Source organism: Paraburkholderia phosphatilytica, assembly GCF_003443895.1.
GTDB lineage: Bacteria > Pseudomonadota > Gammaproteobacteria > Burkholderiales > Burkholderiaceae > Paraburkholderia > Paraburkholderia phosphatilytica.
This window is the reverse complement of the sequence record NZ_QQOA01000004.1, coordinates 113,423-140,226: the sequence shown is the minus strand read 5'-3', so window position 1 is coordinate 140,226 and position 26,804 is coordinate 113,423. Positions and strand designations below refer to the sequence as shown.

The window sequence follows — 26,804 nt, the reverse complement described above, 5'->3', positions numbered from 1 at the left end:
ACGACGCATGCTTTCCGCTGCTTTCGCATGGATTCGGCGTGCCGATATTTGATTCGGATGGCGAATTAACCATTCGACCGTAAGCAGATTGACGGGATCGGGCTCGACCGGACGGTGTCGCGCCGTTGTCATATTCGAGTCACCCAGGCCCGCTAGCTTCGTCTTCCTTGAGCCTTCATCCGGCAGCGCGCGGCCGCGGTTGCTTCGGCATTTCCAGGGAACTTTGCAGCGCGCTTCGCATCATGACGAGACACAGCAGCACGCGAACCGCTTACCAACCACGGACCCCATCATCATGAAGCGCTTCCCCCAACGGCAATACGGCGTGCTGACCGGCACGATTCAGGATGGTCAGCTCGATCCGAGCGGCGCATCGCCGCACTACGAAATCTGGATCAAGGGCGCGGGCGTCGACTACCGCGCGGCGGTCAACGTGAAGTCCGACGAAGGCAGCGAGGTCTATGCATACTTCGACGCGAACTGGCAACTGGCGGCCGGGCTCGCCGATCCGCTCGCCAACCGGACGCCCGGCTTCACGGCGCTGCAGACCGGACCGAACGGGCAGGGGCTCGACTACCTGCGCATGAAGGGCCTCTTTCCGCTCGACCAGATGACGCAGATTCCGCCGGAAGGCAGCGGCGTGACGCTGCAGAACCTGCTCGATGCGCAGATCGAACGCGCGAAGGCCGATGCGTCGTCGAGCGTGTTCGTATTTGGCGAGTACTTTCAGGACCAGGGCAGCGACAAAACCTTCGGCTTCTCGCCGGAGCGCGGCGTGCACGACATCCACATGATGCAGGGCAACCCGCGCGGCGGCGGCCACGACGCCGACAACCGCATCTATGGCGACGGCGCGCTGTTCATCCGCTTTGCGAGCGAGACGGTGGCGCTGTTCGTGCGCTTCGCGTCGCAGTCGCTGAACACCGACGACAACGGCATGCCGCAGAACTGACGCAAGCAGGCCGCTATCGCGTCGATTGATGGGCGCAGCCTAATGCGTCCATCAAATAAGCCAATTTCCGCCGCCGCCGGTTGATCGATACCATGCTCCTCACCCTTTGCTCAGGCTTCACCGTGAGCGCCCTGGCTGCAAACATCATGAGGAGAAGAAAGCATGTCGAATGAAGCAAAGTGCCCGTTTAACCATGCCGCAGGCGGCGGCACGTCCAATCGGGACTGGTGGCCGAACCAGCTGAACCTCAAGATCCTCCATCAGCACTCGTCGCTGTCTGACCCGATGGGCGAGCGCTTCGACTACGCGGAAGCGTTCAAGAGCCTCGATCTCGCCGCGGTGAAGCAGGACCTGCATGCGCTGATGACCGTTTCGCAGGACTGGTGGCCGGCCGACTTCGGCCATTACGGCCCGCTCTTCATCCGCATGGCGTGGCACAGCGCCGGCACCTACCGCACGGGCGACGGCCGCGGCGGCGCGGGCGCCGGGCAGCAGCGCTTCGCGCCGCTCAACAGCTGGCCGGACAACGGCAACCTCGACAAGGCGCGCCGTCTGCTGTGGCCCGTCAAGCAGAAATACGGCCGCAGGATTTCGTGGGCCGACCTGATGATCCTGGCCGGCAACGTCGCGCTGGAATCGATGGGCTTCAAGACCTTCGGTTATGCAGGCGGCCGAGAAGATGTGTGGGAACCGGAAGAGAACGTCTACTGGGGCACGGAAACCACCTGGCTGGGCGGCGACAAGCGCTACACCGGCGTGCGCGATCTCGAGAATCCGCTGGCCGCGGTGCAGATGGGCCTGATCTACGTGAACCCGGAAGGCCCGAACGGCAACCCCGATCCGCTCGCAGCCGCGAAGGACATTCGCGAGACGTTTGCGCGCATGGCGATGAGCGACGAGGAAACGGTAGCGCTGATCGCGGGCGGCCACACGTTCGGCAAGACGCATGGCGCGGGTCCGGCATCGCATGTCGGTGTCGAGCCGGAAGGCGCGGGCATCGAGGAGCAGGGCTTCGGCTGGAAGAACAGCTTCGGCACGGGCAAGGGCGCCGATGCGATCACGAGCGGCCTCGAAGTCACGTGGACCACGACGCCGACGCAGTGGAGCAACAACTTCTTCGAGAACCTGTTCGGCTACGAATGGGAGTTGAGCAAGAGCCCGGCGGGCGCGCATCAATGGGTCGCGAAGGGCGCAGCGGAGACGGTTCCGGACGCGCACGACACAACGAAGAAGCGTCTGCCGACGATGCTGACGACGGACCTGTCGCTGCGTGTCGATCCGGCTTACGAAAAAATTTCGCGTCGCTTCTACGAGCATCCAGAGCAGTTCGCCGATGCGTTCGCGCGCGCGTGGTTCAAGCTCACGCACCGCGACATGGGTCCGATCGCGCGTTATCTCGGCGCCGAAGTGCCGGGCGAAACGCTGATCTGGCAGGACCCGATTCCCGCGGTGGATCATGCGTTGATCGACGACGCGGACATCGCGGCGCTGAAGACGAAGGTGCTTGCGTCGGGCGTGTCGGTGTCGGATCTGGTGTCGACCGCGTGGGCATCGGCGTCGACGTTCCGCGGTTCGGACAAGCGTGGCGGCGCGAATGGCGGACGCGTTCGTCTCGCACCGCAGAAGGACTGGGACGTGAACCAGCCGGCGCAACTCGCGCAGGTGCTGGAGACGCTGCAAGGCATTCAGGCCGCTTTCAACGCTGCCGCGAAGGGTGGCAAGAAAGTGTCGCTCGCGGATCTGATCGTGCTGGCGGGTTGCGCTGGCGTCGAACAGGCCGCGAAGAACGGGGGACATGCAGTGACGGTGCCGTTCACGCCGGGGCGCATGGATGCATCGCAGGAACAGACCGACGTCGACTCGTTCGCGGTGCTCGAACCGATTGCCGATGGCTTCCGCAATTACCTGAAGGGCAACTACACGGTGCCGGCCGAGGCGCTGCTCGTGGACAAGGCGCAACTGCTGAAGCTGACCGCGCCGGAGATGACGGTGCTCGTGGGCGGCATGCGCGTGCTGAACACGAACGCCGGCCAGAGCCAGCACGGTGTGTTCACGAAGCGGGCCGAAGCGCTGACCAACGACTTCTTCATCAACCTGCTCGATATGGGCACGGAATGGAAGGCGGCGTCCGCGGCGCAGGATGTGTTCAACGGCTTTGATCGCGCGACGGGCGAGGTGAAGTGGACCGGCACGCGCGTCGATCTGGTGTTCGGTTCGAATTCGCAGCTGCGTGCGCTGGCCGAGGTGTATGGCAGTTCGGATGCGCAGGCGCAGTTCGTTCAGGACTTCGTCGCGGTGTGGGACAAGGTGATGAACGCCGACCGGTTTGAACTGGCTTGATGTAGCAAGACGCTAAAGCAGAAACGGCCCGATCGTTTTCGATCGGGCCGTTTTTGTTGGTGTCTGCATCACACGCGATGCGGACGTTCGTTACGCTTCCTTTTCGTCGTTCTCGTCCTTCGCCAGCACCTGCTCGATGATCTGCTCGAACGCTTCGACCGGTTGTCCGCCCGTCACCAGATAACGGCCGTTGAAGATGATCGACGGTACCGATTGAATGCCCATCGCGGCGTTGTTGCGCTCCGCCGCGCGAATTTCCGCCGCGTAGTCCTGGCTTTCGAGCACCGCACGGGCTTCGTCGGCATCGAGTCCGACCGAGCGCGCGGCGTCGAGCAGCACGTCGTGCCTGCTCGGGTCTTTGGCCTCACCGTGATAGGCCTCCAGCAACGCCACCTTGAGCGGCAACTGCTTGCCTTTGAGTCCCGCCCAATGCAGCAGCCGATGCGCGTCGAACGTGTTGTACGCATGCGTGCGCGGCCCGAAGATGAAGCCGACTTCGGCGCCGCGTTCGCGGATCATCGCGTGCGTCTGCGCGATCTGCTCCGGCGTGCGGCCGTACTTTTCGCTCAGGTATTCGATGATCGGCTTGCCTTCGGGCGCCATGTCGGGATTCAGTTCGAACGGATGCACCGCGATCTGCGCATCGACCTTGTCGCCGAGATGCGACAGCGCAAGCTGTAACGAAGACAAACCGATCGCGCACCATGGGCAGGCGATGTCGGAGATGAAATCGATGCGAAGCGGTTGCGTCATGATGTTCTCTCTACCGTGCTTTCAAACTACAGATAGCTGCACACGTAATCGAGCGTTTCGATCACGTCGATGTCGAAGCGGCTCTTGCCGGGCACCGAGAAGGTTTCGCCGGCGGCATACGTGGTCCATTCGTCGCTGTCTTCGAGGCGGATGCGGCAGCGGCCAGCCTGCACTTCCATCAGTTCCGGAGCATCGGTGCCGAAGTTCAGCGTGCCGGGCAGGATCACGCCGAGCGTCTTGCGCGAGCCGTCCGCGAACAGAACCGTGTGCGACACGCACTTGCCGTCGAAGTACACGTTGGCGCGCTTGACGACGGAGACTTGATCGAATTGGGTGGTGGTGGTCATGAGGGTCTTCACAGGGTTGAACGGAAATTATATCGAGTCCGGTCGTTTCACGTGTTTGGGCCGCATATTGCGATCCAGCCGGTCGTAGCTCGCACAACCACCGCCTGAGCGCTTCCGTGCGCTAGCCCGCAGATTCAAAATATCGTTCCACCCTAATCTTTCACGTCCTGACCGGCGCCGGGGTCTGCTGGCGGCACACATTCAGTTCAACAATCTGCGCTTCGACCATGAGCAACGAGAATCGCGCCATCCGTGGTGGACGGATGGAGTACCTCGACGTCCTGCGTTTTCTGCTCGCCCTCGCGACGATGACGTGGCACTACTACTACTTCGGACCGCGCTCGGGTGTGATAGCGAGCGCCGCGCTGAATGTTCCAGGCATTCGTTACTTCTCGTTTTCCGTCGAGATATTTTTCATCATCAGCGGCTTCGTGATCGTGGCGTCGGCCGTGAACCGGAAGCCGCTGGAATTCCTCGTCGGGCGAGCGATCCGACTCGGACCGTGTCTGCTGATCTGCGCGACCATCACGCTTGTTCTGGGCATGGGCACGCGCTTTGGCGCGCAACTGTCCAGCGTCGCCGCGTCGGTGCTGATCGTGCCTTTGACGTGGATGTATGGGGCGGACGCGTCGTACTGGTCGCTTCGGTACGAAATCTTTTTCTACGCGCTCGTGTTCGGAATGCTGTGCGTGTGCAGGTTCGAGCGGCACATCTTTCGTCTGGCGCTCGCGATCATCGCGTATGACGCGATCATGATCGCGCTGTCCTGGCTGCCGGTCAGTTCCGACATCCGCCATGCGCTGTCGTATCCGGTCGAACAGTACGCGCCGTTCTTTGCGATCGGCATCCTGCTGTATCTCGTGCTCTTGAGGAAGGAAGTCAACCTGAAGATCGCGGCCGCGCTCGCTATGGCGGTGCTTTGCGCCGCGTTCCGGTGTTACACCGAAGCCGACCGGATCTCTCAATCCATCTCCGACGGACCGGTCAGCGCGCTACAGGCCGTCGCGATTCTCGCCGTCGTGCTAGGCATCTTCCTGATCTTCGCGGCGAACCGGCGCGGCACGGGTGTACCGCGTGTCTCAGCGTTGCTGGGAAAGGCGAGTTACCCGCTATATCTCGTGCACCAGAACCTGGGCTATCGGGTCATCGATTGGGTCGCCGAGCGGCATCTCACCGCTTGGGACATCAGGCCGTTCGTGATGGCAGGAATCGCGACGCTGGCCATTGTGATCGCGGCGTGGCTGGAGCCGGTTGTCGCTGCGGGATATCGGCGTGTGCTGCGACTGCTGTTCAAGGAAAGCGTTCGCTCTGCGCGACCGCCCGTGCCTGCCGTTCAGGCGATGTCCGAGCGGTCGTCGTAGCAGCAGCGCTGTCGGGTCACGGCGCGATCCGGTCCAACCCTTCGTAGAAGCGATCGAGCCACACCTTCACGCGCTGACGTTCGAGGATCGAGAACCCCGTCGACGCACGGTCCGGATGATTCAACGCGGCCCAGAAGCTCAGGCTGTTCTGGTCGATCTTCTGCATGGTCGCGTCGGGAAGATGGCGCAACCGCACAAAGCGCGCGCCGAGGGCTTCTGCACGCTGGCGCGTGCCCGACGATTCGAGCAATGCGAACTGATCGCCGCGAAGCTCGTTGAGTACGACGACGAGGCGCAGTCGCTCGCCAAACTGGTCGAGCCACCCGTTCAGCAGATCCACCGAGTCGCGGCCGGCGTCCATCACGTGCCACCACGTCAGCGCAATGCCGTTTTCGTGCGCGACGCCGAGCACGTTCGAATCGTCGAACCAGTTCGACACCGACTGCTGCGTCTGTGCCGCCAGATCGACGAGGATGCGGTGCCCGGGGTCGGCGAGCGCGCGCTCGATCACGGGGTCCAGACTGTCGTGACCGTCGAGCACCGCCGGCTCGGTGTATTCCGGGTAGTAGCGCAGCAGCGCGCCATGCGAGCGATCCGTGTCGAGACAGAGCAACGGCCTGCCACGGTCGATGAAGTATTGCGCGAGCAGGCGGGCCACCAGCGATTTACCCACGCCGCCTTTCTCACCACCGATGAAATGAACCAAGCTCACGAGTTCTTTCCTTGATGTCCGGGTTGATCGGCTAACCATGGCCGGCGCGCGACGTTGCCACTGCACGCATTTGTCGCGGGGCACACCAAATTATATCGGACAGGGTGAGGGCGTCGATGCGTATCTTTGGCTGTCTCTTCGACTACGACGCGCGCTGCGCGGGGGACGCAGCGGACAGCATCCGCTCCACGTACCGCGCAATTATGTTGAGCCTGGTCACAAACGCTTGCCCCACAAGGCGAGGGTGTTGCCGGTGCGTGTGTATACCGGCAGAAATACCGTCGGCTGATCGTGATTGTATCGAGACTGCGATGGACGCCACGAGACGCTTCACAAGATGCAATGGGTCTCGCTTCACTTCGCCTGCACCGAGGGCGATGACTATTCCGTTCGCTCATCGCTTTGCCTCCCACATATATCCAGCCTTCGTCAACCGGGCAACCCAGGCACCGCGTTTTCCATGCTGCGTCATCAGTCGTGCGAGCCGACGTCGAAATGTCGCATCGCGTTTGGCACCTGCATACGCTTCGGCAAGATCCTGCAGCGCCCTGAAAGCCTGGTCGTAGGACGATCCGGATCCTCGCTGGAGCTTTGAGTCGATGGCGGACCACGCACTGTCTTCGTCTTCAAGGAGCGAGGTAAGGTAGCCTGAGCGCTCTGCCTTGCGTCGCGCTTCTGCCGTCTCGTGTGCTTCGCGTTCCTGCTGTTCGCGAGCGAGACGATGAAGACTGACTCGTGCCTCAATTTCGCTTACACATCGGGGCACTACTAGGCTCGCAACGCGCTTGGGAAGCCGCTCCTGTTCCCAGGTGCGGAACCTGCGCCGAAGGGTTCGCTCGGTCTCCTGGTGTCGTCCTTCGAGCAGCATGCGCAGCGCAGTACGCATTTCATCTTCCGTCAATTCGGACAGCCACGGATCGAATCGGTCATTATCGTCAGAGCCGGCAGAGAATGGGGGGCTCTTTTCTGCCGCGGCGGCGAGCCAGTCCGGATCGAGCATCAGGAATTCAGCGAGGGCATTCTGCGCGGACGTCAGTGTCTTGAGTCCGTCCGGCAATGGTGGTTCACGGTCATCGGCGCTTAACTCGCCGTTACCTAGTCGGGCTAGCCAGCCGAGATAAAGCGGACGTGTGTCGCCTCTGAGCAGTTCATCGCGGATGGGCAGCAGTCGTGCCATCCACCCTGCGCCGTCAGCTTCTTCGGAGAAGCGAACGTGTTCTCCAGCGTCGTCGTTGAACCACCAGTCGAGGAGGCAATGTTCGCCAGTGTCGATGGCATCGAACGCTTTCGCAAACTGCGACCGTGCCGCGCGCCTCTCGCGACCTGTGTAATCGAGCAGCGACCGAGCATCGAATATTGTCCGCGGCAGTCGCAACAGAAGGCGGCAGCTTCCCCAGTTGGCGGAGTAGACATGGGCGTCGAAGTAGCGCTCTACCCAGTCGAGCGGTTCGCCTTTCAGATTGCCCCAGTGATATTCATTGATGAAGCTCGTGGCCGTGATCGTCGCTCGCGTAGAGCGGCTTCGCAACTCGGCCTGCTGCTGCCCGGTAAGCGGTCGGTCGATTGCGGCAAATTCGTAGTATTGGTATTCGCTCACGTTTCAATCGTCATGTCGAGGGAGTCAGTTGCCGCGCCAGGTTGTGGTTCGCTGAACTTTCCTGCCGTTGATCGGCGGCTATAGAAGCCGATGAGTCGGGTTGGGGTGTTCTACCCTATATCCCATTGCCCGATAACCTGCTTGGCGCTTGTCCCACATCCGGAGCAAGCCCGGATGTCCTGTGTCGACGAAATCGAGGATGCGAACATCGGCTTTCGTTGCATGCTCGCGGTGTAGTCTTCCAGCGTATTGCTGAAGCGTGCCTTTCCATGAGATGGGCATTGCGAGGACGAGCGTATCGAGCGGGGGATGGTCGAAACCTTCGCCCACGAGTTTACCGGTTGCCAGAACCACCCGCGGAGCATTTGCCGGTAAGGCTTCGAGTTCGGCGATTACGAGACTTCGTTGTTTCTTCGACATGCGACCATGCGGTGTGAAAATCTTCTCCACGCTTCCGGTCAGAACTTTTTCTATGGCCGCGCGACGTGTTCGGTGCGCTCGGTCAGAACGAGAACCTTGCGCCCGCTGGAAAGCGCGGCGACCACCTCGTCCCCGATGACCGCCGTACGGTAGGGGGCGGTAGCGACATGCCGGAAGACGTCCTGAATACCTGCTTCGGCGGGTAAATCAATCGTCGAAGACTGGATTCGGGGAATGACCTCAAGGTCGTGTGGCGCCGTGTCCGGTCGAGCGAAGCCGGCATCGGGCCCGGCAGTGTATCTTGCTGGCGTTTACGCACTTTCCACGGTTCCGTCTGATCCTCCTCGGTAATGAAGGTAACGTCGAGAGGATGCGTACCGCCTGTAGCATCCGTGATGGCTTGCTCGACAGAGTCAGTCCCCATCGATTGGATCGAAGCCAGGTAAGCCCACTGGTCCGTGTAGGGTTGGAAGTCCTCGTCGACGAAAACACTGCAATCCTGCTCGCGCGGCGTCTTTTGCAAAGGAAGTGCTATCAGATTGCCGAAGCCACCTTTCGGCATCGTGTCCTGGTTAGGGAAGAGGCGGTCGTAGGATGCCAGTTTCAGTTGCCGGGTTCGCACGCATGTATGGCTGATGATCGCGGTGCCCAGGCGTCGCGCATCCCGAGCAGGTACGGCCGACCGGAAGAAAATCCAGATATGTGCGCCATTGCCGGATCGCGAGATTTCCAGCGCAGCCGGTACGCCTAATTCGGTGCATGACGACCTGAAAGCCTGAGCATCTTCCCGCCAGTCGGCATCATCGAAATCGACGGCGAGAAAATGACAGGTATCGTCAGCCAGCAAGGGGTAGACGCCAATCGTGTGCCTGCCAGCAAGGTGGTCATAGATGATCTGGTCGGACAACGATATCAGGAGGCGGTGGCCGCAGTCGGAGCATTTGATTCGGGGTTTCTCACAATTACCGGGTCTCCACTCGTTGGCACAAGCGGGTGAGTAGCCTGATTTGCCAGCCTTGCTTTGCCATCTGACTGGATAAACATCGGGACGACCCTGAAACAGCCGGCGAAACAAAGCGACTTTCTCGTCCGTACTAAGCCAGCACACCTCCTTCTGCTGCGGGGCTGCTGGCTCGGCCAACGACCGTTGGAAGTCGATGCCGTGCGCATCGAGCACGGCACGGAGCCGTGCATTTTCGGCGCGCAAACGCGCCAGTTCGCTAATCTCTGGCGTTGTGTCGGCGTCGCGAACGGGATGGCCACCTTTGTGTCCCTGAACACGATCTGTTGGAGAGTCGGTCAATCCTTGTCCTTTGGACAGGCGGTTGCTATATAATGAAGATTATATAGCGAGGAGGTGCCATGCTTACATTCAAGGTCACAACTGTCGGGGCTTCTGCCGGTTTCATTCTTACCAAGGAGGCGATGGCACGGCTCAAGGTGCAGAAGGGCGATACCGTGTATCTGACCGAGGCCCCCGAAGGTGGTTATCGGATTACGCCGTACAACCCGGATTTTGAACGCCAGATGAAGCTGGCGGAAGAGATCATGCACGATGACCGCGATATTTTACGGGCGCTAGCCAAATGACAGCATGGCGCTGGGTGCGTGCGGACCTGACTTACGCAATCCATGATCGCCAGCTCGCAGAGCATGGCGGGCTCGATGGTGTGCGCGACAAGGGAGCGGTGGAGTCGGCACTGGCACGACCGCAGAATCTCGATGTTTATGCGAGTGCAGACGCGGCCGCGCTCGCCGCCGCATATGCCTATGGGTTGGCGCGGAATCATGGCTTTGCGGACGGCAACAAGAGAACCGCTTGGGTGGTTGCGCGCCTTTTCCTGGCAGACAACGGCTATCGGCTGAAGTTTGATCCGGCCGATGCCGTTAGGACCGTGGAAATGGTTGCCGCTGGCACGCTGGACGAAGCCGCGCTGGCGGCGTGGTTCCGGCAGCGGATTGCCGAGTAAGTCGGTGGAGGATAAAACTCGAAGCTCGCGCTGGTTTAACCAGTTACGAGCGTCCCTTGGGGGACGCCGATGACAGCATCATTTCGGTGTACCGCGCGATTATGTTGAGGTCGGCCGGAGATGCTTGTCCCGCAAGGCGGGCGATTCGGCCGCGTTTGCGTATACCGTCAGAAACACCGTCATGTCACTCAAGCTGTAGCGCGACATCAATGGACGATCCCTACTTCTGTTTGCCCGATGCAGCAGGCATGAGTAGTCGACGAGCGTCCTTGAGCAATAGCAGCAATTGCTGCTCTCGCACCGGTGAAGCTTCAAATCCGAAACGCAAATAAAACCGGGCTGCATCCTCATCGATCGGGTGTGTCAGCAGCGCGCGAACGCCGACTTGTTCGGCGATGGCCACTGTACGCCGGATTGCATCTTGCAGCATGCCAATTCCGACACCACGACCATGGTCCTGCGTTGCCACCGCCAGCCGAGCAAGGATGACCACAGGGCTTGGATAGGCTCCCATCCCTTTGCGGACTCGATCGGGTGCCTCAATCGTATCGATTTGTCCTACCGCCAGGCTGTAGTATCCAACTAGGCGTTGATCTTCGGTAACGACGTAGGTCTTGGCCGAGCCACTAGCTTGCGCCTGCCGCGCATGGCGCAGGAGCCAGTCATTCATCCCAGGCTTGCCGCAATCGAAGTCCTCCAATACATGGTTGGAGCCTAGTGCTTGCAGTGCGGACAGCGACATCAGTTTTCCCAAGGCGCCGTTCGGGAGAACAACTCCTTCAAGCCTGCATTGTCTTGGGTCGGACGATCGAGCATGTCAAGCAGCGCCTGCGATTGGCTTTCCGTCACGAGGAACAAACGCTGGTCAAGCAGAGTTCGTTCGGCAACCTGGCAAGCGCTGTCGAGAATAAAATCGGTCATTGATTTGTGTGCGATCTCGGCTGCACGGCGCAGCACTGCTTCCTGCTGTGGCGTGGCCCGCAAACCCAGGCGAGCGGAACGGGTAGATGTGCTCATGAAATTCTCCTTCAGATGTACGTCACGTTAGCACAAAAGGCGTACATCTTCTGTCGATATACGAACTGCCCCTTTTTAAAGGCTGTATCTTTGCTGCACTCAAAAGCTGCTCCAGCGTCTGAAACCCGACGTCGTCGAGGCCGGAAGTGGCACGACGACGCTGGGCAACTGGTACGCCACTGTTTTGTCCTGGAGGCCGCAGATTGCGATGCTCGTGAGTGAGCGGACGCTACTGCCGGTGCTGATGCCGCTGGCTCCGGCGGCAAGCTTAGCGGTCAGATTCCCTGAGGCACTGATGGATATATTGACCGCGCACGGCGTACCGCGTCCGTTCATCGAATCGGAAGTGTCCGAAATGCACAGCGTCAAATACACGAAGACGCAAAATCGCAGCGTTGTCGGCATCATGACCGAGTTTGCGCATCTCGCCGAAGCCTACCGCGCCCACGACAAACCGAACGAACTCATCGAGCTGTCGCTAAAACTGGCGCACACGCCATGTAGCCCCCTTTACAAGGGGCCCGTGTCTCCGGAGCGGGCGTTGAAAGAGTTGGCGAGCGGTGGAGGGGCGGCCGCGCAATCGCGAGTTGCCGTGGCGTAGTTCGGTTTGAGTGGGCGGCAGGGCCGAAACCCAACGTGCCGGGTGCAAAGTGTTCAAGAGTTGCAGAGTCGCCCGATGAGCGACTTGTCGCAGAGCGAAAAATATTCGCGCTGCGAGGCTCCTCGCAGCGGTCAGCTACGCTGTATGGTCGATGCCGTCGACAACATCCTTTCGACATACCGCGCAATCATATCCACCTCAAGATTCACCTTCACCCCGGCACCGAGATGCTTGATCGTCGTCACTTCCGATGTATGCGGGATGATGTTGATCGAGAACTCGCACCCATTTTCGCGATCCACCACCTCGTTCACCGTCAGGCTCACGCCATTCACGGTAATCGAGCCTTTGTACGCGAGATAGCGGCCAATTTCGAGCGGCGCGAGAATGCGCAGCTCGTGCGATTCGCCCACACGTTCGAAGCGCGTCACGGTGCCGAGCCCGTCCACGTGTCCGGACACGATATGTCCGCCCAGCCGGTCGTGCGCGCGCAGCGCCTTCTCCAGATTCACCTCGCCGCCCACGCGTTCGAGTCCGACCGTCAGGCTCAGACTTTCGCGCGACACGTCGACGTCGAACGACGCCGCTGTCTTCTCGATCACCGTCATGCACGCGCCCTGGATCGCGATGCTGTCGCCGATCTGCACGTCGTCGAGGCCGAGGCCCGCAGCCGAGACCTTCACGCGCACGCCGGCGTCGGCGGTGGTGCCGAGCGGTTCGATCGATTCGATGCGGCCCACTGCCGCGACAATTCCAGTAAACATCGTTGCGTTCCCCAGGTTCGATTGCATGTTGCGTATCGCGTGCTGCGTGTCGCCTGACCGGGCAGACGGCAGGTTCAGCGGCCCATCGACGGTGTCGGCGTCGGCGCGCTCGGCTCCGGCGCATCGCTCGCGAAACGCGCGAGGATCCGCAGATCGTCGCCGACGCGATCGACCGAATGAAACGCGAACCGCGTGCGTCCATCAAGTGTATCGGGCGCGGCGATGCCGAACATGCCCATCGATTCCACCCCGAGCAGGCTCGGCGCGACGTAGACCAGCAGTTCGTCGACGCAGCCTTCGCGCAACAGCGAGCCGTTCAGCTTGTAGCCCGCCTCGACGTGCAGCTCGTTCACGCCGCGCATGCCGAGCACTTTCAGCATCTCGGGCAGGTCGACCTTGCCCTTGTCGTTCGCGAGCGGCACGATTTCGGCGCCGCGTTCGCGCAGCACCTCGGCGCGCGCTTCGAGCTGCGCATCCAGCGTCGCGCAGAACACCAGCGTCGGCGCACCGGCGAGGATCTGCGCGGTGGGCGGCACCTCCAGACGGCTGTCGATCAGCACGCGCTGTGGCTGGCGCGGTGTATCCACCGCGCGCACGGTCATGCGCGGATCGTCTTCGCGCACGGTGCCGATGCCGGTCAGGATCGCGGATGCACGGGCGCGCCACGCGTGGCCGTCCGCGCGCGCCGCCGCGCCGGTGATCCACTGGCTCTCGCCGTTCGGCAGCCCGGTGCGTCCATCCAGCGACGCCGCGACTTTCATCCGCACCCATGGCCGTCCGCGCGCCATCCGCGACACGAACCCGATGTTGAGTTCGCGCGCATCGTGTTCGAGCAGCCCGCAGCGCACTTCGATGCCGGCATCACGCAGGATGCGCAGCCCGCGTCCCGACACGAGCGGATTCGGGTCTTCCATCGCGGCGATCACGCGCGCGATCTTCGCTTCGATCAGCGCGTTCGCGCACGGCGGCGTGCGGCCGAAGTGGCTGCACGGCTCCAGCGTCACGTAAGCAGTGGCGCCGCGCGGGTCGTGGCCGCGCGAGCGCGCATCCTTCAGCGCGCGGATCTCCGCGTGGTCCTGGCCGGCCGGTTGCGTAAAGCCCTCGCCGATGACGATGCCATCCCGCACGAGCACGCAGCCGACGCGCGGGTTCGGATCGGTCGTGTACATCCCGCGCGCCGCGAGGGCGAGCGCGCGTTCCATGTAGGTGAAGTCGGTTTGCGAAAACATCGGCGCGAGCGGTCGAACGGTTCGGACAATTAGCGAGCGAGTGTGAGAAGAGCGGCGGACGTCAGCCCGTCACGCGGCGAGCGCGGCGAACGCGCGCTGCGCGGCGGCGACGGTCGCGTCGATCACCGCGTCGTCGTGCGTGCTCGACACGAAGCCCGCTTCGTACGCCGACGGCGCGAAGTACACGCCCGCGTCGAGCATCTTGTGGAAGAACGCGTTGAAGCGCGCGATGTCGCTCTTCGTCACGTCGGCGAAGCTCTCCGGCACCTTCCCGGTGAAGTAGAGGCCAAACATGCCGCCGAGCGAATCCGCCGCGAACGGCACCTTCGCTTCGCGCGCGGCCGCGACGAGACCGTGCACGAGCCGCGTGGTCTGCGTGGTGAGGCGTTCGTAGAAGCCGGGCGCCTGGATCAGTTCGAGCGTCTTGAGGCCCGCGGCCATCGCGATCGGATTGCCCGACAGCGTGCCGGCCTGATAGACGCCGCCGAGCGGCGCGAGGTGGGCCATGATGTCGCGGCGTCCGCCGAACGCGGCCGCCGGCATGCCGCCGCCGATCACCTTGCCGAGGCACGTGAGGTCCGGCGTGATGCCGTACACCTGCTGCGCGCCGCCCAGCGCGACGCGGAACCCGCACATCACTTCGTCGAAGATCAGCACGGCGCCGTATTCGCTGCACAGGCTGCGCAGCGCGGCGAGGAATTCGGGCGTGGCGCGCACGAGGTTCATGTTGCCGGCAACCGGCTCGACGATCACCGACGCGATCTCGTTGCCGAATGCCTTGAACGCTTCTTCGAGCGCCGCGATGTTGTTGTACTCGAGCACGGTGGTGTGCTTCGCGATGTCCGCGGGCACGCCGGCCGAAGTCGGATTGCCGAAGGTCAGCAGACCCGAGCCGGCTTTCACGAGCAGGCTGTCCGCATGGCCGTGGTAGCAGCCTTCGAACTTGACGATGCGGCTGCGCGCGGTGAAGCCGCGCGCGAGGCGCAGCGCGCTCATCGTCGCTTCGGTGCCACTCGACACCATCCGCACCTGTTCGATGGACGGCATCAGCCTGCAGATCGTCTCGGCGATCTCGACTTCGGCTTCGGTCGGCGCGCCGAACGAGAAGCCGTTGCCGAGCACGCGCTGCACGGCTTCGAGCACTTCCGGATGCACGTGGCCGAGGATCATCGGCCCCCACGAGCCGATGTAGTCGATATAACGCTGGTCATCGGCGTCCCAGAAGTACGGCCCCTGTGCGCGTTCGATGAAGCGCGGCGTGCCGCCGACCGAACGGAAGGCGCGCACCGGCGAATTGACGCCGCCCGGAATGGTGAGCTGGGCGCGTTCGAAGAGTGCTTGATTTCTGGACATGGCAATCGAACCTGACGAATGGAGAGGCGTAGCTGCGCGACGGTGGAGCGATCGTGCGGACCCTGGGTGAGCGCGATCGTCGCGACATCCGTGCGCGCCCGGCTGAACCGATGGCGCACCGCAGCAGCTGGACTGGTTTGCCTGAAATTGTACCGGACTCGCACGGGACGGGCCGGCAGTCGCGCGCTGCGGCAAAGCGGCTTCAGTCTGCCGCGGCAACGGGTCGCGGCCGCCGGCCGGTCAGCTCCGCCCAGCGCTTCTCGAGCGCGCCTTCCGCGATCGGCTTGATCACAGTGCCGGACGACTGCGCGTCCCAGGTCTGCACGGAGAACGGATGCACCCGCAACGCGTCGCGCGGAATCACGGGCGCCGTGCGCGCGTCGACGAGCCAGTCGTAGACGAACTCGATGCACAGCCGGTAGCCTCGTTTCGTCGACGGATCGGGCACTTCGTACGGCGCGCGCGTGACCCAGCCGGAGCCGAACACGCCCTTCGGTTCCTGCGCGACGCGATGCAGGAACACCCGGTCACCGGGCAGGATGCCGCGCGCGAATCCGCAGCCCCATACGTCGGCGACGGCCTCGCCGGCGGCCACGCGTTTCGCGATGTCCGGCAGTTCGGGCCATGGCCATTTTTTGGGGCTCCAGATCAGCAGGAAGGCAGTCATCGTTCGGTTGCGCGCGCAGGCGGAAAGGCACGGATGGTCGGAAAGCGGCAGCTTAACCGCTCGAAAGCGTCGCGTACAATGACGTATCGATCCGCGCGCTTTGCCGCGCCCAACCTGTCCGCGAGGCGCCTCCTGTGCCCGCGGATTGCCTCACACGGATTCCCATGTCTGAACCCACGCGACGCCGGCCCGATGGCCGGCTGATCCTGTTGCTCGGTGCGCTCGCCGCGTGCGGCCCGATCTCGATCGACATGTATCTGCCGAGCCTGCCATCGATCACGACCGCGTTCAACGTCAGCGCGGAGGCCGCGCAGGCCACGCTCACGAGCTTCATGCTGGGCTTTTCGCTGGGCATGCTGCTATACGGTCCGCTGTCGGACTCGTATGGACGCCGGCCCGTGCTGCTCGGCGGCATCGCGATGTATGTGCTGGCAAGCGTCGCGTGTCTCGTGTCGCCGTCGATCGGCACGCTGGTGTCGTTCCGCTTCGTGCAGGCGCTCGGCGCGGGCGCGGCGTCCGTGCTCGCGCGCGCGATCGCCCGCGACGCGCACGACACCACCGACGCCGCCCGCGTGCTGTCGATGCTGTCCATCGTCACGTCGATCGGCCCGCTGCTCGCACCGCTGATCGGCGGGCAGTTGCTGCTGCTGGGCGGCTGGCGCGTGGTGTTCGCGGTGCTGACGGCGTTCGGTGCGCTGTGCGCGGTCACGGCGTTCCTGCGCGTGCCAGAAACCTGGCCGAAGGAAAAGCGCGCGGGCGGCGCGGTGCTGCAGTCGTTCGCCGCGTATGGCCGCCTCGTGCGCGATCCGGTCGCGTGGGGGCACATGCTGTGCGGCGGCATGGCGTTCGCGTCGATGTTCGCGTACATCACCGCGACGCCGTTCGTGTACATCGAGTACTTCCACGTGTCGGCGCAGCACTATGGGTTCCTGTTCGGCCTCAACATCATCGGCATCATGGCCGGCAACTTCCTGAACACGCGCTTCGTGCATCAGTTCGGACCGATGCGGATCATCTCGGCGGCGTCGCTCGTCAGCGTGGTCGCGTCGCTGTTCGTCGCGGTGGTGTGTCTCGCGGGGTGGGGCGGGCTGCGGTCGATCGTCGCCGGGCTGTTCTTCGTGGTCGGCACGGTCGGTGTGCTGTCGGCGAACTGCACGACGGAGCTGATGCACCGCTATCCGCACAATGCCGGCGCCGCGGCCGCGGTATTCGGCGCGGTGCAGCTCGCGCTGGGCGCGCTCGCGAGCGTGATGGTCGGCGTCTGGCACGGCAACACGCCGCAGGGCATGGGCATGACGATCGGCGTGACCGGCGTGCTGTGCTTCGCGGGCCGCGCACTCGTGCAGCGCTGGCATGGGCGGCCGGCGCCGTCGCTTGCGGCGTGATTCGCTGGCGAGCAGGCGCGGTGGACTCGCGCATCACCCGATGAAATGAAAAACGCCTGACGTTCGATCGAACGTCAGGCGTTATTTTTTACGGCTCAGCGTTTGCAGCGAGGCGCAGCTCAGTCCTTCGCGGAATACGCGGCGCCGTGACTCAGCCAGTCGAGCACCGCAGATGCATCGTCGTCCCCGCTGTCGCGCGCGCGCGAGACGGTCTCGCTCAGCTCCGCGTCCGGCGCCGCGCGGCGGATCGCGACGCCCACCGCGAGGATGTCGATCATCAGCAGATGCAGCACGCGCGAGATCATCGACAGCTGGGATTCGCGAATCTCTATGTGGTCGGTCTCCAGCGCCACGGTTGCGCGCTTCGCGAGCGGCGTATTGCTCGACGTGATCGCGATCACCTTCGCGCCGGCCTGCATCGCGACGTCGAGCACGCGCAGCAGTTCCGGCGCGCGGCCCGACTTCGACACCGCGACGATCACGTCGCCCTTGCCGAGCAGCGCCGCCGACGCCGCCTGCATATACAGGTCGCCGTACGCGATGGTCGGAATGCCGAAGCGGAAGAACTTGTAGTGCGCGTCCTGCGCGACGATGTTCGAGTTGCCGAGACCGTAGAACTCGATGCGGCGCGCGCTGTTGAGCAGATCGATCGCCTGCTCGACGTGCTCGAAGTTCAGATGCTCGCGCAGCTGCAGGATCGCCGACACGGTGTTGTCGAGCACCTTCGCGCCGAAGTCGGTCGCGGTGTCGCCGAGATGCACCTGGCTGTGGCTCACCGGAATCGTGCCGGTCAGGCCCGTCGCGAGCTTCAGCTTGAAGTCGGACAGCCCCTGGCAGCCGAGCGAGCGGCAGAAGCGGATCACGGTCGGCTGGCTCACGTCGGCCTTGCGCGCGATGTCGACGATCGGGTCGTTGATGATCGAGCGCGGATGGTTCAGCGCGAGGTCCGCGACGCGGCGCTCAGCCGGCGTCAGCGCATCGCGCATCTGACGAATGCGCTCGAACACCGCGGACGAGCTGCCGCCCGCGCGGCTCGACAGCTGCTCCGCGAGGATCGCGGACACGCCGAGGAACGCCGGGTATTCGGCGGTGATCACGTAGGTCGGGATGTTCTTCAGGTAGTTCTCGAAGCGGCCCTTCGCTTCGAAGCGCGCGCGGAACGACGAACGCGCGAAGAACTCGCCGAGGCGCGGCACCACGCCGCCGCCAATGTAGATGCCGCCGAGCGCGCCGAGCGTCACCGCGATGTTGCCGGCGAAGGTGCCGAGAATGCCGCAGAAGCAGTCCACGGCTTCCGCCGCGAGCGCATCGCCTTCCAGCGCCTTCTTCGAGATGTCCGCCACCTCGATGTGGGCCGGCACGCGCTTCTTGTCGCGCGCGGCGAGCGCGCGATAGATCACCTCGATGCCGGGCCCGGCCGCCACGCGTTCGAACGACACGTGCGGCCATTTCTTGCGCGCGTACTGCATCACGAGGTCTTCGCGCTCGTCCATCGGCGCGAAGGTTGCGTGGCCGCCTTCGCTGCCGAGCGCGATCCAGCGGTCGTCCGCCGGAATCAGGCCCGACACGCCCATGCCGGTGCCCGGCCCGAGCAGGCCGATCACGCTGTTCTGCCGGCGCGAGCCGCCGCCCACCTGCACGCGCTGCGCGTCGGTGAGGCCCGGCAGCGCCATCGCGAGCGCGGTGAAGTCGTTGACGACGAGCAGCGTGTCGAAGCCGAGCGCGCGGCGCGTCGCCTCGATCGAGAAGGTCCAGTCGTGATTGGTCATCTTGACCTGATCGCCGTCGACCGGATTCGCGATCGCGATCGCCGCATGGTTCACGCGGCCGATCTTGGTGTCCTTCAGATACTTGCGGATCACGTCCTGCACGCCGGGATACTCGGCGCACGGATAGATCATCACGTGCGAGATGTCGCCCGGGCTCATCTCGAGCGCGAAACGCGCATTGGTGCCGCCGATGTCGGCGAGCAACCTCGGTCCGTCGGCGTGCTGCCCCTGCGCGGGGGCCGCTTTAGTTTGCACACCAGTAGACATCGAGTTTCACTCCTTTGTCGTTCGCCAGCGTCGAGATGGCATTTTTTTGTGGTGCCGCGACGGCTGCGTTCAGCACGTCGAGCTTTTTCTGGCCGGCAATCAGCAAAAAGAGCCGGTCGATCCGCTTGAGGGCGGACATCGACCAACTGATGCGCGCATGCGGCGCCGCGCCGGGATGCACGGCGACGAAGTGGTCCTGCGTGGTGATCGCGACGTCCCATTCGGGCGCGTCCGCGAAGATCGACGCGGTGTGGCCGTCTTCGCCCATGCCGAGCACGGCGACGTCGGGCAGCTTGCGCGTGGCGTCGCGATTGAGCGCGGCGACCCACGCTTCGAGCGGCTGGCTGATGTCGACGAGCGGGCGGAACCTCGCTTGCGCGGCTGCATTCTGCAGCATGTATTCGTGCGCGAAACGCGAATTGCTGTCGGGATCGGTGTCGGGTACCCACCGGTCGTCGACGAGCGTCACATCGATGCGCGGCCAGTCGAAGGTCTGCGTGGACAACGTCTGCAGAAACGGACGCGGACTGCTGCCGCCCGACACTGCAAGCGTCACGTGGCGCTGCGCGGGATTGGCCGCCCCAGCGCGGGCGGCGAGGCACGCCTGCAACGCGTCGCCTGTCGCCTTCGCCAGCGCGTCGGACTGGGCGCGCTGATCGTCGAACGTGTGAAGCTGGATCACTTCTCCTCCATGCTGCTTTTTTGTTGGTCTGGGGAATGCATCGCGGCATCAACCGCTAGTGTGCCCCACACGCGCCGCGGGGCAAAAAAGGGCGCGCCCTGGGGGAGGCGCCACTGCGATGCGGCCGGTCGAACCGGTAAGTTGCAACGGTTCAGTTCTCTTCCTCGAGCCAGCAGGTGCCGTGCTGCGCGAGCATCGCGCTCGACGCGGCCGGCCCCCACGTGCCTGCCGCGTACGGTTTCGGCGGACGCGTCGAGCCGGACCATTCGTTCAGGATCGGCTCGACCCACGTCCACGCGGCTTCCTGTTCGTCGCGGCGCACGAAGAGTGCGAGGCGACCGTTGATCACGTCGAGCAGCAGACGCTGATACGCCTCCATCTGACCTTCGCGGAAGAACTGGTCGAACGCGAGGTCGAGGTGCACGCTCGACAGGTTCATGCCTTCGCCCGGCTGCTTCGCAAGGCAGTAGAGCCGGATCGTTTCGTTCGGCTGCAGGCGGATCACGAGGCGGTTCGAACCCGCGCGCAGCGCCGTCGGGCCCAGCGCCGAATGCGGCACCGGCCGGAAGTTGACGACGATCTCCGCGACGCGATCGGCGAGCCGCTTGCCGGTGCGCAGGAAGAACGGCACGCCGGACCAGCGCCAGTTCTCGATCTCCACCTTCAGCGCGACGAAGGTCTCGGTGCTGCTCTGCGGCTTCACGCCGTGCTCGGTCGCATAGGCCGGCACCGACTGGCCGCGGATCGTGCCCGCGTGATACTGGCCGCGCACCGCGACCTTCGAGATGTCGCGCTCGTCGATCGGCTTCAGCGCGCGCAGCACGCGCAGCTTTTCGTCGCGGACCGAATCAGAATCCATCGAGTGCGGCGGCTCCATCGCGACGATGGAAAGCAGCTGCAGCAAATGGTTCTGCACCATGTCGCGCAGCGCGCCGGTGTTGTCGTAGAAGTCGCCGCGCGCTTCCACGCCGAGCTCTTCGGCGATCGTGATCTGGATGCTCTCCACCCACTCGCGGCGCCACAGCGGCTCGAAGAGCGCATTGCCGAAGCGCAGCGCGAGCAGGTTCTGCACCGGCTCTTTGCCGAGGTAGTGGTCGATCCGGTAGATCTGCTCTTCCGCGAAGATCTCGCCGACCGCGTCGTTGATCGCGTTCGACGAACGCAGGTCGTAGCCGAGCGGTTTCTCGAGCACGATGCGCGAGTTTTCGTTGAGACCCACAGAAGCGAGCGCGCGGCAGATCGGCACGAACAGCGACGGACCGGTGGCGAGATAGAACACGCGGATGCCCGCGAGTTTGTCCACGGCGTCGCGCAGCAGCACGAAATCTTCAGCCTTGCTGAGGTCGATGCGGACGTAATCGATACGGGCAACGAAGCTCTTCCACGCGGCTTCGTCGAGACCGTTCTTCGACACGTGCGGCTTGACGTGCTCTTCGACCCACTGGAGGTAGCCCGAGAGGTCGTCCGCATGACGCGCGACGCCGACGATCTTGCCGCCTTCGGCGAGCATGCCCGCACGATGCGCTTCATACAGAGCCGGCAGGATCTTGCGCATGGCGAGATCGCCCGTGCCGCCGAACAGGACGAAGGTGAAGCTGGAATCGGTTTGCATGTGTCTCCGTCAATGTCGAGGAGGCTGCGAAAGCGTGCAGAGGAGCAGCCGTAGTCCGATAAAATTTTTTTTGACACTGAATTGTAGTTTAACTACAATCCAAATCAAGAGGTAGCCGTCATTCGAAGAAAAAAGCGTGCGCGAAGCGGCAGGAAAGCGCGTTTCCGAGGATGAGGGAAGTGTTTTCCTGCATGGTAACGGACATCGCGAATCTGCATATTTCCGGTGGTCCGTAGGCAGCTGTCTGCCGGCTCGGCGGGGCTGCGGTGCGGTGATGGCACGGCGCCTCGAGTCTGCCGCACGCCCTACGGTGCAAAGCGGGGCAGGCAAAAATCAAAAGAGGAGACAGTCTTTGCATTCCAAACCACTCATCTCTTGAGCATCCTGCGGCCGAAGATCGTCGGCTCGCCGGCCCATGTGCACACATGCGCTTGCCCGATGCTCGATCGTCCATGCTTTGCCTGTTTGACCAAACCATCGCACCCTGGAGACATCAGGGGTCATTCGTGTTTTTTTGTTCAGGTGTCTGGAGGAGATAAGCAATGAAATTCCGCGCGATCATGGGTGCCCTGTGCGCCGCAGGTCTGATGTGTGGCGTCACGGCGGCGCAGGCTGCCGAGTCGCTCGAAGTGCTGCACTGGTGGACTTCGGGTGGCGAATCGAAGGCCGTCGGCGTCCTGAAGGACGACATGACGAAGCAAGGGTATACGTGGAAGGACTTCGCGGTTGCGGGCGGCGCGGGGGCTGCTGCGATGACCGCACTGAAGACCCAGGTGATCTCGGGCAACGCGCCGAGCGCAGCGCAGATCAAGGGTCCGCTGATCCAGGAATGGGCTGACCAGGGCGTGCTCGTGCCGATCGATTCGGCCGCGACGGACTGGAAGGCGAACCTGCCGCCGCAGATCGACAAGATCATGCACGCGGGTGGCCACTACGTCGCTGCGCCGTTCTCGGTGCACCGCGTGAACTGGGTCTGGTACAACAAGGCAGCGCTCGACAAGGTCGGCGCGAAGGTCCCGACCACGTGGCCGGAATTCTTCGCAGTGGCTGACAAGCTGAAGGCTGCCGGCATCCAGCCGGTTGCCGCAGGCGGCCAGCCGTGGCAGGACCTGACGCTGTGGGAAGACGTCGTGCTGTCGCAAGGCGCTGACTTCTACAAGAAGGCGCTGGTGGACCTCGACCAGAAGACGCTGACGTCGCAGCAGATGGTCGGCGTGTTCGACACGGTCCGCAAGATCGAGACGTACATGGACAACGGCCGTACGGGCCGCGACTGGAACCTCGCCACGGCGATGGTCATCAACGGCAAGGCCGGCATGCAGTTCATGGGCGACTGGGCGAAGGGCGAGTTCGCGAACGCGAACAAGCAGCCGGGTACGGACTACATCTGCGCGGCAGTGCCGGGCACGGCGAAGTCGTACACGTTCAACGTCGACTCGTTCGTGTTCTTCCAGCAGAAAGGCCAGAAGGAAGCAACGCCTGGTCAGCTCGCGCTGGCGAAGACGATCATGAGCCCGGCGTTCCAGGAGCAGTTCAGCCTGTACAAGGGTTCGATCCCGGTCCGTCTGGGCGTGTCGATGGACAAGTTCGACTCGTGCGGCAAGCAGTCGTACGCGGATGAGCAGACCGCGATCAAGTCGGGCGGCTATGAGCCGTCGCTGGCTCACGGCATGGCTCAACCGGACGCAACGGCCGGCGCCATCACCGACGTCGTGACGAAGTTCATGAACTCGACGCAAGACTCGAAGAGCGCAGTCGAAGCGCTCGCGAAGGCAGCGAAGACGAAGTAAGCCGCAGTATCCGACGCCCGGCTGTCCTCCACGCCAGCCGGGCGTTTGCTTCACGCAAGACGTTTTACCCGATAGACATACGCGCCGTACCCACGCGCCCAGCCGTCGCACCAGCAGCTTCGCCTCGAGCGAATCGCGGCCGCGCGGCACAGTCTCAGGAGTCAGGAGTGACTGCTTCCATTAGCGGAAACGGGAAGTCGACCGTCCCGGTTAACCGCCGCACGTCGCCGATGTCGGCGCTCGCCGACCGCTGGATTCCGAAGCTGGTGCTGTCGCCCAGCATCGTGATCAGCCTCGTGTTCGTGTACGGCTTCATCATCGTCACCGGCTATCTGTCGTTGACCAACTCGCGCATTCTTCCGCGCTACGAATTCGTCGGCTTCGACCGGTACAGCGAGCTCTTCAGCAACGACGTCTGGTGGACGTCGGCCGCGAACCTCGGCTGGTTCGGCATTCCGTTCATCGCGATCTGCGTGTTCCTCGGCCTGTTCCTCGCGATCCTGCTCGACCAGAAGATCCGCACCGAAGGCGCGCTGCGCGCCGTGTTCCTGTATCCGATGGCGCTGTCGTTCATCGTGACCGGCACCGCGTGGCAGTGGATCCTGAACCCGAACCTCGGCATCCAGAAGGTGCTGCACGACTGGGGCTGGGCCAGCTTCCAGTTCGACTGGCTCGACAATCCGGACCGCGCGATCTTCTGTATCGTGGTCGCCGCGGTGTGGCAGTCCACCGGCTTCGTGATGGCGCTCTTCCTCGCCGGTCTGCGCGGCGTGGACAGCGAAATCTTCAAGGCCGCGCAGGTGGACGGCGCGACGCTGCCCACCATCTACCGCAAGATCGTGATTCCGAGCATGCGTCCGGTGTTCTTCTCGGTGCTGCTGATTCTCTGCCACATCACGATCAAGACCTTCGACCTCGTCGTCGCGCTGACGGCAGGCGGCCCGGGCACGTCGTCGTCGCTGCCGGCCATGTTCATGTACACGTTTTCGTTCAACCGCGGGCAGCTCGGCGTCGGCGCAGCGTCGTCGATGATGATGCTCGCCACCGTCGTGGCCGTGCTCGTGCCGCTGATGTATATGGAATCGAGGAGCACGCGCAATGCAGCCTAAGATGACGATCAGCCGTGCCGTGATCTACGCGGCGCTGATCCTGTTCGCGTTGTACTTCCTGTTCCCGCTGTACGTGATGCTGTCGACGTCGTTCAAGGACATCGATCAGCTCCGCACCGGCAACCTGCTGACGCCGCCGTCGCATCCCACCTTCGATCCGTGGATCAAGGCGTGGGCGCATGCGTGTACCGGCGTGCGCTGCGACGGCATGGAACCGTTCTTCATGAACTCGGTGCGGATGGTGATCCCCGCCGTGCTGATCTCGTCGATCATCGGCGCGTTCAACGGTTATGTGCTCACGCACTGGCGCTTCCGCGGCGCGGATGGCCTGTTCACGATGCTGCTGGTGGGCTGCTTCATTCCGTTCCAGGCCATCCTGCTGCCGATGGCGCGCCTCGAAGGCATCCTCGGGCTGTCTAACTCGGTGCCGGGCCTCGTGCTCGTGCACGTCGTGTACGGCATCGCGTTCACGACCATGTTCTTCCGCAACTTCTACGTGAGCATTCCGGCGGAGCTCGTGAAGGCGGCGCGGATCGACGGTGCGGGCTTCTTCACGATCTTCACGAAGATCCTGCTGCCCGTGTCGCTGCCGATCTTCATGGTCTGCCTGATCTGGCAGTTCACGCAGATCTGGAATGACTTCCTGTTCGGTATCGTGTTCTCGGGCGTCGATTCGATGCCGATCACGGTGGCGCTGAACAACCTCGTGAATACGTCGACGGGTGTGAAGGAATACAACGTCGACATGGCGGGCGCGATCATCGCCGCGCTGCCGACGCTGCTCGTCTACGTGATCGCCGGCCGCTACTTCGTGCGCGGTCTGACGGCGGGCGCGGTGAAGGGTTAATTGTTCAAACGGCATCCGGCCTGAGGCGTCTCGCCCGATGCGACGTATCTGACAACAGTACGTGAGACTAGAGGATTCACAGCATGGCAAGCCTTTCCATCCGTGACGTGTTCAAGACCTACCCGAACGGGGTGCCGGTTCTGAAGGGCGTCAACATCGACATCGAAGACGGCCAGTTCCTGATCCTGGTCGGCGGCTCGGGCTGCGGCAAGTCGACGCTGCTCAACATGATCGCGGGCCTCGAGACCGTGACGAAGGGCGAGATCCAGATCGACGGCAAGGTGGTGAACGACCTGTCGCCGAAGGATCGCGATATCGCGATGGTGTTCCAGTCGTACGCGCTGTATCCGTCGATGACCGTGCGCGACAACATCTCGTTCGGCCTCAACATCCGCAAGGTGCCGAAGGGCGAGCAGACGGAGATTGTCGGGCGCGTGTCGAAGCTGCTGCAGATCGAGCATCTGCTGGACCGCAAGCCGGGCCAGCTGTCGGGCGGCCAGCGTCAGCGTGTGGCGATGGGCCGTGCGCTCGCGCGCGATCCGGTGATGTTCCTGTTCGACGAGCCGCTGTCGAATCTCGACGCGAAGCTGCGCATCGAGATGCGTTCGGAAATCAAGCTGCTGCATCAGCGTCTCGGCACGACGATCGTGTACGTGACGCACGATCAGATCGAGGCGATGACGCTGGGTGACCGCATCGCGGTGATGAAGGACGGCATCGTGCAGCAGTTCGGCGCGCCGCAGGAGATCTACGATTCGCCGTCGAACCTGTTCGTGGCCGGCTTCATCGGCGCGCCGCCGATGAACTTCATCCAGGGCAAGCTGGTGGAGCAGGGCGCGGGTGTGGGCATCGAGCTCGATACGGGCGTGAAGCGCACGGTGCTGAACCTGCCGTTCGATACTGCGAAGGTGAAGTCGCAGGTTGGCCGTGAAGTGATTCTCGGGCTGCGGCCGGAGCGTATTACGGACCAGCGCAGCGCGCACAACGTCGAAGATGCGCAACTGCAGCCGATCGAAGTGAAGGTCGATGTGATCGAGCCGACCGGTCCGGATACGCTGGTGTTCGCGCAGGTGAACGGCAAGCGCATCGTGAGCCGTGTGCACCCTGCGAGCAATCCGCAGCCGCAGACGAATATGTCGCTGCTGTTCGATGTGTCGAAGGCGGTGCTGTTTGATCCTTCGAACGAAGAGCGGATTGCTTGAGGGCATTTTTAGCTTAGCTTCGCTTCGCTAGCTTTATCGAAGAGGCCTCGTGCAGGTG

Annotated in this window: 26 protein-coding genes; 11 read left to right on the top strand and 15 right to left on the bottom strand. The window is 63.3% G+C overall.

Features of this window, described 5'->3' with window-relative positions; translation table 11 throughout:
- Positions 1–295 precede the first annotated feature (295 nt).
- Both DVS29_RS05885 and katG read left to right on the top strand, forming a co-directional pair.
- Positions 296–952 (top strand): DUF2278 family protein, encoded by a 657-nt coding sequence (locus DVS29_RS05885; RefSeq protein WP_118179485.1) that lies wholly within the window; start codon positions 296–298, stop codon positions 950–952.
- 162 nt (positions 953–1,114) lie between these two features.
- Complete coding sequence (gene katG, locus DVS29_RS05880; RefSeq protein ID WP_118179484.1) at positions 1,115–3,292, top strand: catalase/peroxidase HPI; 2,178 nt, start codon at positions 1,115–1,117, stop codon at positions 3,290–3,292.
- A 90-nt stretch (positions 3,293–3,382) separates the two neighbouring features.
- On the opposite strand, the gene DVS29_RS05875 is transcribed toward katG, so the two are convergent.
- Positions 3,383–4,045 (bottom strand): DsbA family oxidoreductase, encoded by a 663-nt coding sequence (locus tag DVS29_RS05875; protein ID WP_118179483.1) that lies wholly within the window; start codon positions 4,043–4,045, stop codon positions 3,383–3,385.
- A 26-nt stretch (positions 4,046–4,071) separates the two neighbouring features.
- Positions 4,072–4,392, bottom strand: coding sequence for a pyrimidine/purine nucleoside phosphorylase (ppnP, locus tag DVS29_RS05870; protein WP_118179482.1), 321 nt, complete (start codon positions 4,390–4,392; stop codon positions 4,072–4,074).
- 227 nt (positions 4,393–4,619) lie between these two features.
- On the opposite strand from ppnP, the gene DVS29_RS05865 reads away from it, so the two are divergent.
- Positions 4,620–5,753 (top strand): acyltransferase family protein, encoded by a 1,134-nt coding sequence (locus DVS29_RS05865; RefSeq protein WP_118179481.1) that lies wholly within the window; start codon positions 4,620–4,622, stop codon positions 5,751–5,753.
- A 16-nt stretch (positions 5,754–5,769) separates the two neighbouring features.
- Here the strand turns inward: DVS29_RS05865 and DVS29_RS05860 are convergent, their stop codons facing one another.
- From DVS29_RS05860 to DVS29_RS37585, 4 genes are all read right to left on the bottom strand, one after another.
- On the bottom strand, positions 5,770–6,465 hold the full coding sequence (locus tag DVS29_RS05860; protein WP_118179480.1) for a P-loop NTPase family protein: 696 nt from the start codon (positions 6,463–6,465) through the stop codon (positions 5,770–5,772).
- A gap of 394 nt (positions 6,466–6,859) precedes the next feature.
- The gene (locus DVS29_RS05855; protein WP_240655483.1) at positions 6,860–8,062 is read right to left on the bottom strand and encodes a hypothetical protein; all 1,203 of its coding nucleotides are present in this window, start codon (positions 8,060–8,062) and stop codon (positions 6,860–6,862) included.
- A 78-nt stretch (positions 8,063–8,140) separates the two neighbouring features.
- Positions 8,141–8,482 (bottom strand): DEAD/DEAH box helicase, encoded by a 342-nt coding sequence (locus DVS29_RS37765; RefSeq protein ID WP_240655482.1) that lies wholly within the window; start codon positions 8,480–8,482, stop codon positions 8,141–8,143.
- Between the two features lie 82 nt (positions 8,483–8,564).
- Positions 8,565–9,785, bottom strand: coding sequence for a TOTE conflict system archaeo-eukaryotic primase domain-containing protein (locus tag DVS29_RS37585; protein ID WP_240655481.1), 1,221 nt, complete (start codon positions 9,783–9,785; stop codon positions 8,565–8,567).
- A gap of 59 nt (positions 9,786–9,844) precedes the next feature.
- On the opposite strand from DVS29_RS37585, the gene DVS29_RS05840 reads away from it, so the two are divergent.
- Both DVS29_RS05840 and DVS29_RS05835 read left to right on the top strand, forming a co-directional pair.
- Complete coding sequence (locus tag DVS29_RS05840; protein WP_009889671.1) at positions 9,845–10,072, top strand: AbrB/MazE/SpoVT family DNA-binding domain-containing protein; 228 nt, start codon at positions 9,845–9,847, stop codon at positions 10,070–10,072.
- A complete protein-coding gene (locus DVS29_RS05835; protein WP_118179479.1) occupies positions 10,069–10,452 on the top strand; it encodes a type II toxin-antitoxin system death-on-curing family toxin in 384 nt (127 codons plus the stop codon). Before DVS29_RS05840 ends, DVS29_RS05835 begins: the two co-directional genes overlap by 4 nt.
- Positions 10,453–10,672: 220 nt before the next feature.
- Here DVS29_RS05835 and DVS29_RS05830 read toward each other — a convergent pair whose 3' ends face one another.
- Both DVS29_RS05830 and DVS29_RS05825 read right to left on the bottom strand, forming a co-directional pair.
- Positions 10,673–11,206 carry a GNAT family N-acetyltransferase gene (locus tag DVS29_RS05830; protein WP_240655480.1) on the bottom strand — a complete coding sequence of 178 codons (534 nt, stop codon included), beginning with the start codon at positions 11,204–11,206 and terminating at the stop codon, positions 10,673–10,675.
- Positions 11,194–11,469: a type II toxin-antitoxin system TacA family antitoxin gene (locus DVS29_RS05825; protein ID WP_102608629.1), complete on the bottom strand. Its 276-nt coding sequence runs from the start codon at positions 11,467–11,469 to the stop codon at positions 11,194–11,196. Before DVS29_RS05825 ends, DVS29_RS05830 begins: the two co-directional genes overlap by 13 nt.
- A gap of 82 nt (positions 11,470–11,551) precedes the next feature.
- On the opposite strand from DVS29_RS05825, the gene DVS29_RS05820 reads away from it, so the two are divergent.
- Entirely contained in the window at positions 11,552–12,070 is a 519-nt protein-coding gene (locus DVS29_RS05820; protein WP_118179477.1) for a DUF6933 domain-containing protein, read from the top strand.
- Between the two features lie 131 nt (positions 12,071–12,201).
- Here the strand turns inward: DVS29_RS05820 and DVS29_RS05815 are convergent, their stop codons facing one another.
- From DVS29_RS05815 to DVS29_RS05800, 4 genes are all read right to left on the bottom strand, one after another.
- Positions 12,202–12,834, bottom strand: coding sequence for a riboflavin synthase (locus DVS29_RS05815; RefSeq protein ID WP_118179476.1), 633 nt, complete (start codon positions 12,832–12,834; stop codon positions 12,202–12,204).
- Positions 12,835–12,908: 74 nt separating this feature from the next.
- Positions 12,909–14,063 (bottom strand): bifunctional diaminohydroxyphosphoribosylaminopyrimidine deaminase/5-amino-6-(5-phosphoribosylamino)uracil reductase RibD, encoded by a 1,155-nt coding sequence (ribD, locus tag DVS29_RS05810; RefSeq protein WP_118179475.1) that lies wholly within the window; start codon positions 14,061–14,063, stop codon positions 12,909–12,911.
- A 69-nt stretch (positions 14,064–14,132) separates the two neighbouring features.
- Positions 14,133–15,416, bottom strand: a complete 1,284-nt coding sequence (gene hemL, locus DVS29_RS05805) for a glutamate-1-semialdehyde 2,1-aminomutase (RefSeq protein WP_118179474.1) — start codon at positions 15,414–15,416, stop codon at positions 14,133–14,135.
- Positions 15,417–15,618: 202 nt separating this feature from the next.
- Positions 15,619–16,083 (bottom strand): hypothetical protein, encoded by a 465-nt coding sequence (locus DVS29_RS05800; RefSeq protein ID WP_118179473.1) that lies wholly within the window; start codon positions 16,081–16,083, stop codon positions 15,619–15,621.
- A 164-nt stretch (positions 16,084–16,247) separates the two neighbouring features.
- Between DVS29_RS05800 and DVS29_RS05795 the strand changes: the two genes are divergently transcribed.
- Positions 16,248–17,468, top strand: a complete 1,221-nt coding sequence (locus tag DVS29_RS05795; protein WP_118179472.1) for a Bcr/CflA family multidrug efflux MFS transporter — start codon at positions 16,248–16,250, stop codon at positions 17,466–17,468.
- Between the two features lie 119 nt (positions 17,469–17,587).
- On the opposite strand, the gene DVS29_RS05790 is transcribed toward DVS29_RS05795, so the two are convergent.
- The 3 genes from DVS29_RS05790 to zwf all read right to left on the bottom strand — a co-directional run bounded on the left by DVS29_RS05790 (position 17,588) and on the right by zwf (position 21,798).
- Positions 17,588–19,504, bottom strand: coding sequence for a bifunctional transcriptional regulator/glucokinase (locus DVS29_RS05790; RefSeq protein ID WP_118179471.1), 1,917 nt, complete (start codon positions 19,502–19,504; stop codon positions 17,588–17,590).
- Positions 19,482–20,186: a 6-phosphogluconolactonase gene (pgl, locus tag DVS29_RS05785; protein WP_118179470.1), complete on the bottom strand. Its 705-nt coding sequence runs from the start codon at positions 20,184–20,186 to the stop codon at positions 19,482–19,484. The genes DVS29_RS05790 and pgl overlap by 23 nt, the downstream gene beginning before the upstream one ends.
- 151 nt (positions 20,187–20,337) lie before the next feature.
- Entirely contained in the window at positions 20,338–21,798 is a 1,461-nt protein-coding gene (gene zwf / locus DVS29_RS05780) for a glucose-6-phosphate dehydrogenase (RefSeq protein WP_118179469.1), read from the bottom strand.
- Between the two features lie 542 nt (positions 21,799–22,340).
- On the opposite strand from zwf, the gene DVS29_RS05775 reads away from it, so the two are divergent.
- From DVS29_RS05775 to DVS29_RS05760, 4 genes are all read left to right on the top strand, one after another.
- Positions 22,341–23,588, top strand: coding sequence for an ABC transporter substrate-binding protein (locus DVS29_RS05775; protein WP_118179468.1), 1,248 nt, complete (start codon positions 22,341–22,343; stop codon positions 23,586–23,588).
- Positions 23,589–23,755: 167 nt separating this feature from the next.
- The gene (locus DVS29_RS05770; RefSeq protein WP_118179467.1) at positions 23,756–24,697 is read left to right on the top strand and encodes a carbohydrate ABC transporter permease; all 942 of its coding nucleotides are present in this window, start codon (positions 23,756–23,758) and stop codon (positions 24,695–24,697) included.
- Complete coding sequence (locus DVS29_RS05765) at positions 24,687–25,544, top strand: carbohydrate ABC transporter permease (protein ID WP_118179466.1); 858 nt, start codon at positions 24,687–24,689, stop codon at positions 25,542–25,544. Before DVS29_RS05770 ends, DVS29_RS05765 begins: the two co-directional genes overlap by 11 nt.
- An 83-nt stretch (positions 25,545–25,627) precedes the next feature.
- Positions 25,628–26,746 carry an ABC transporter ATP-binding protein gene (locus DVS29_RS05760; protein WP_118179465.1) on the top strand — a complete coding sequence of 373 codons (1,119 nt, stop codon included), beginning with the start codon at positions 25,628–25,630 and terminating at the stop codon, positions 26,744–26,746.
- The last annotated feature ends 58 nt before the right edge of the window (positions 26,747–26,804 follow it).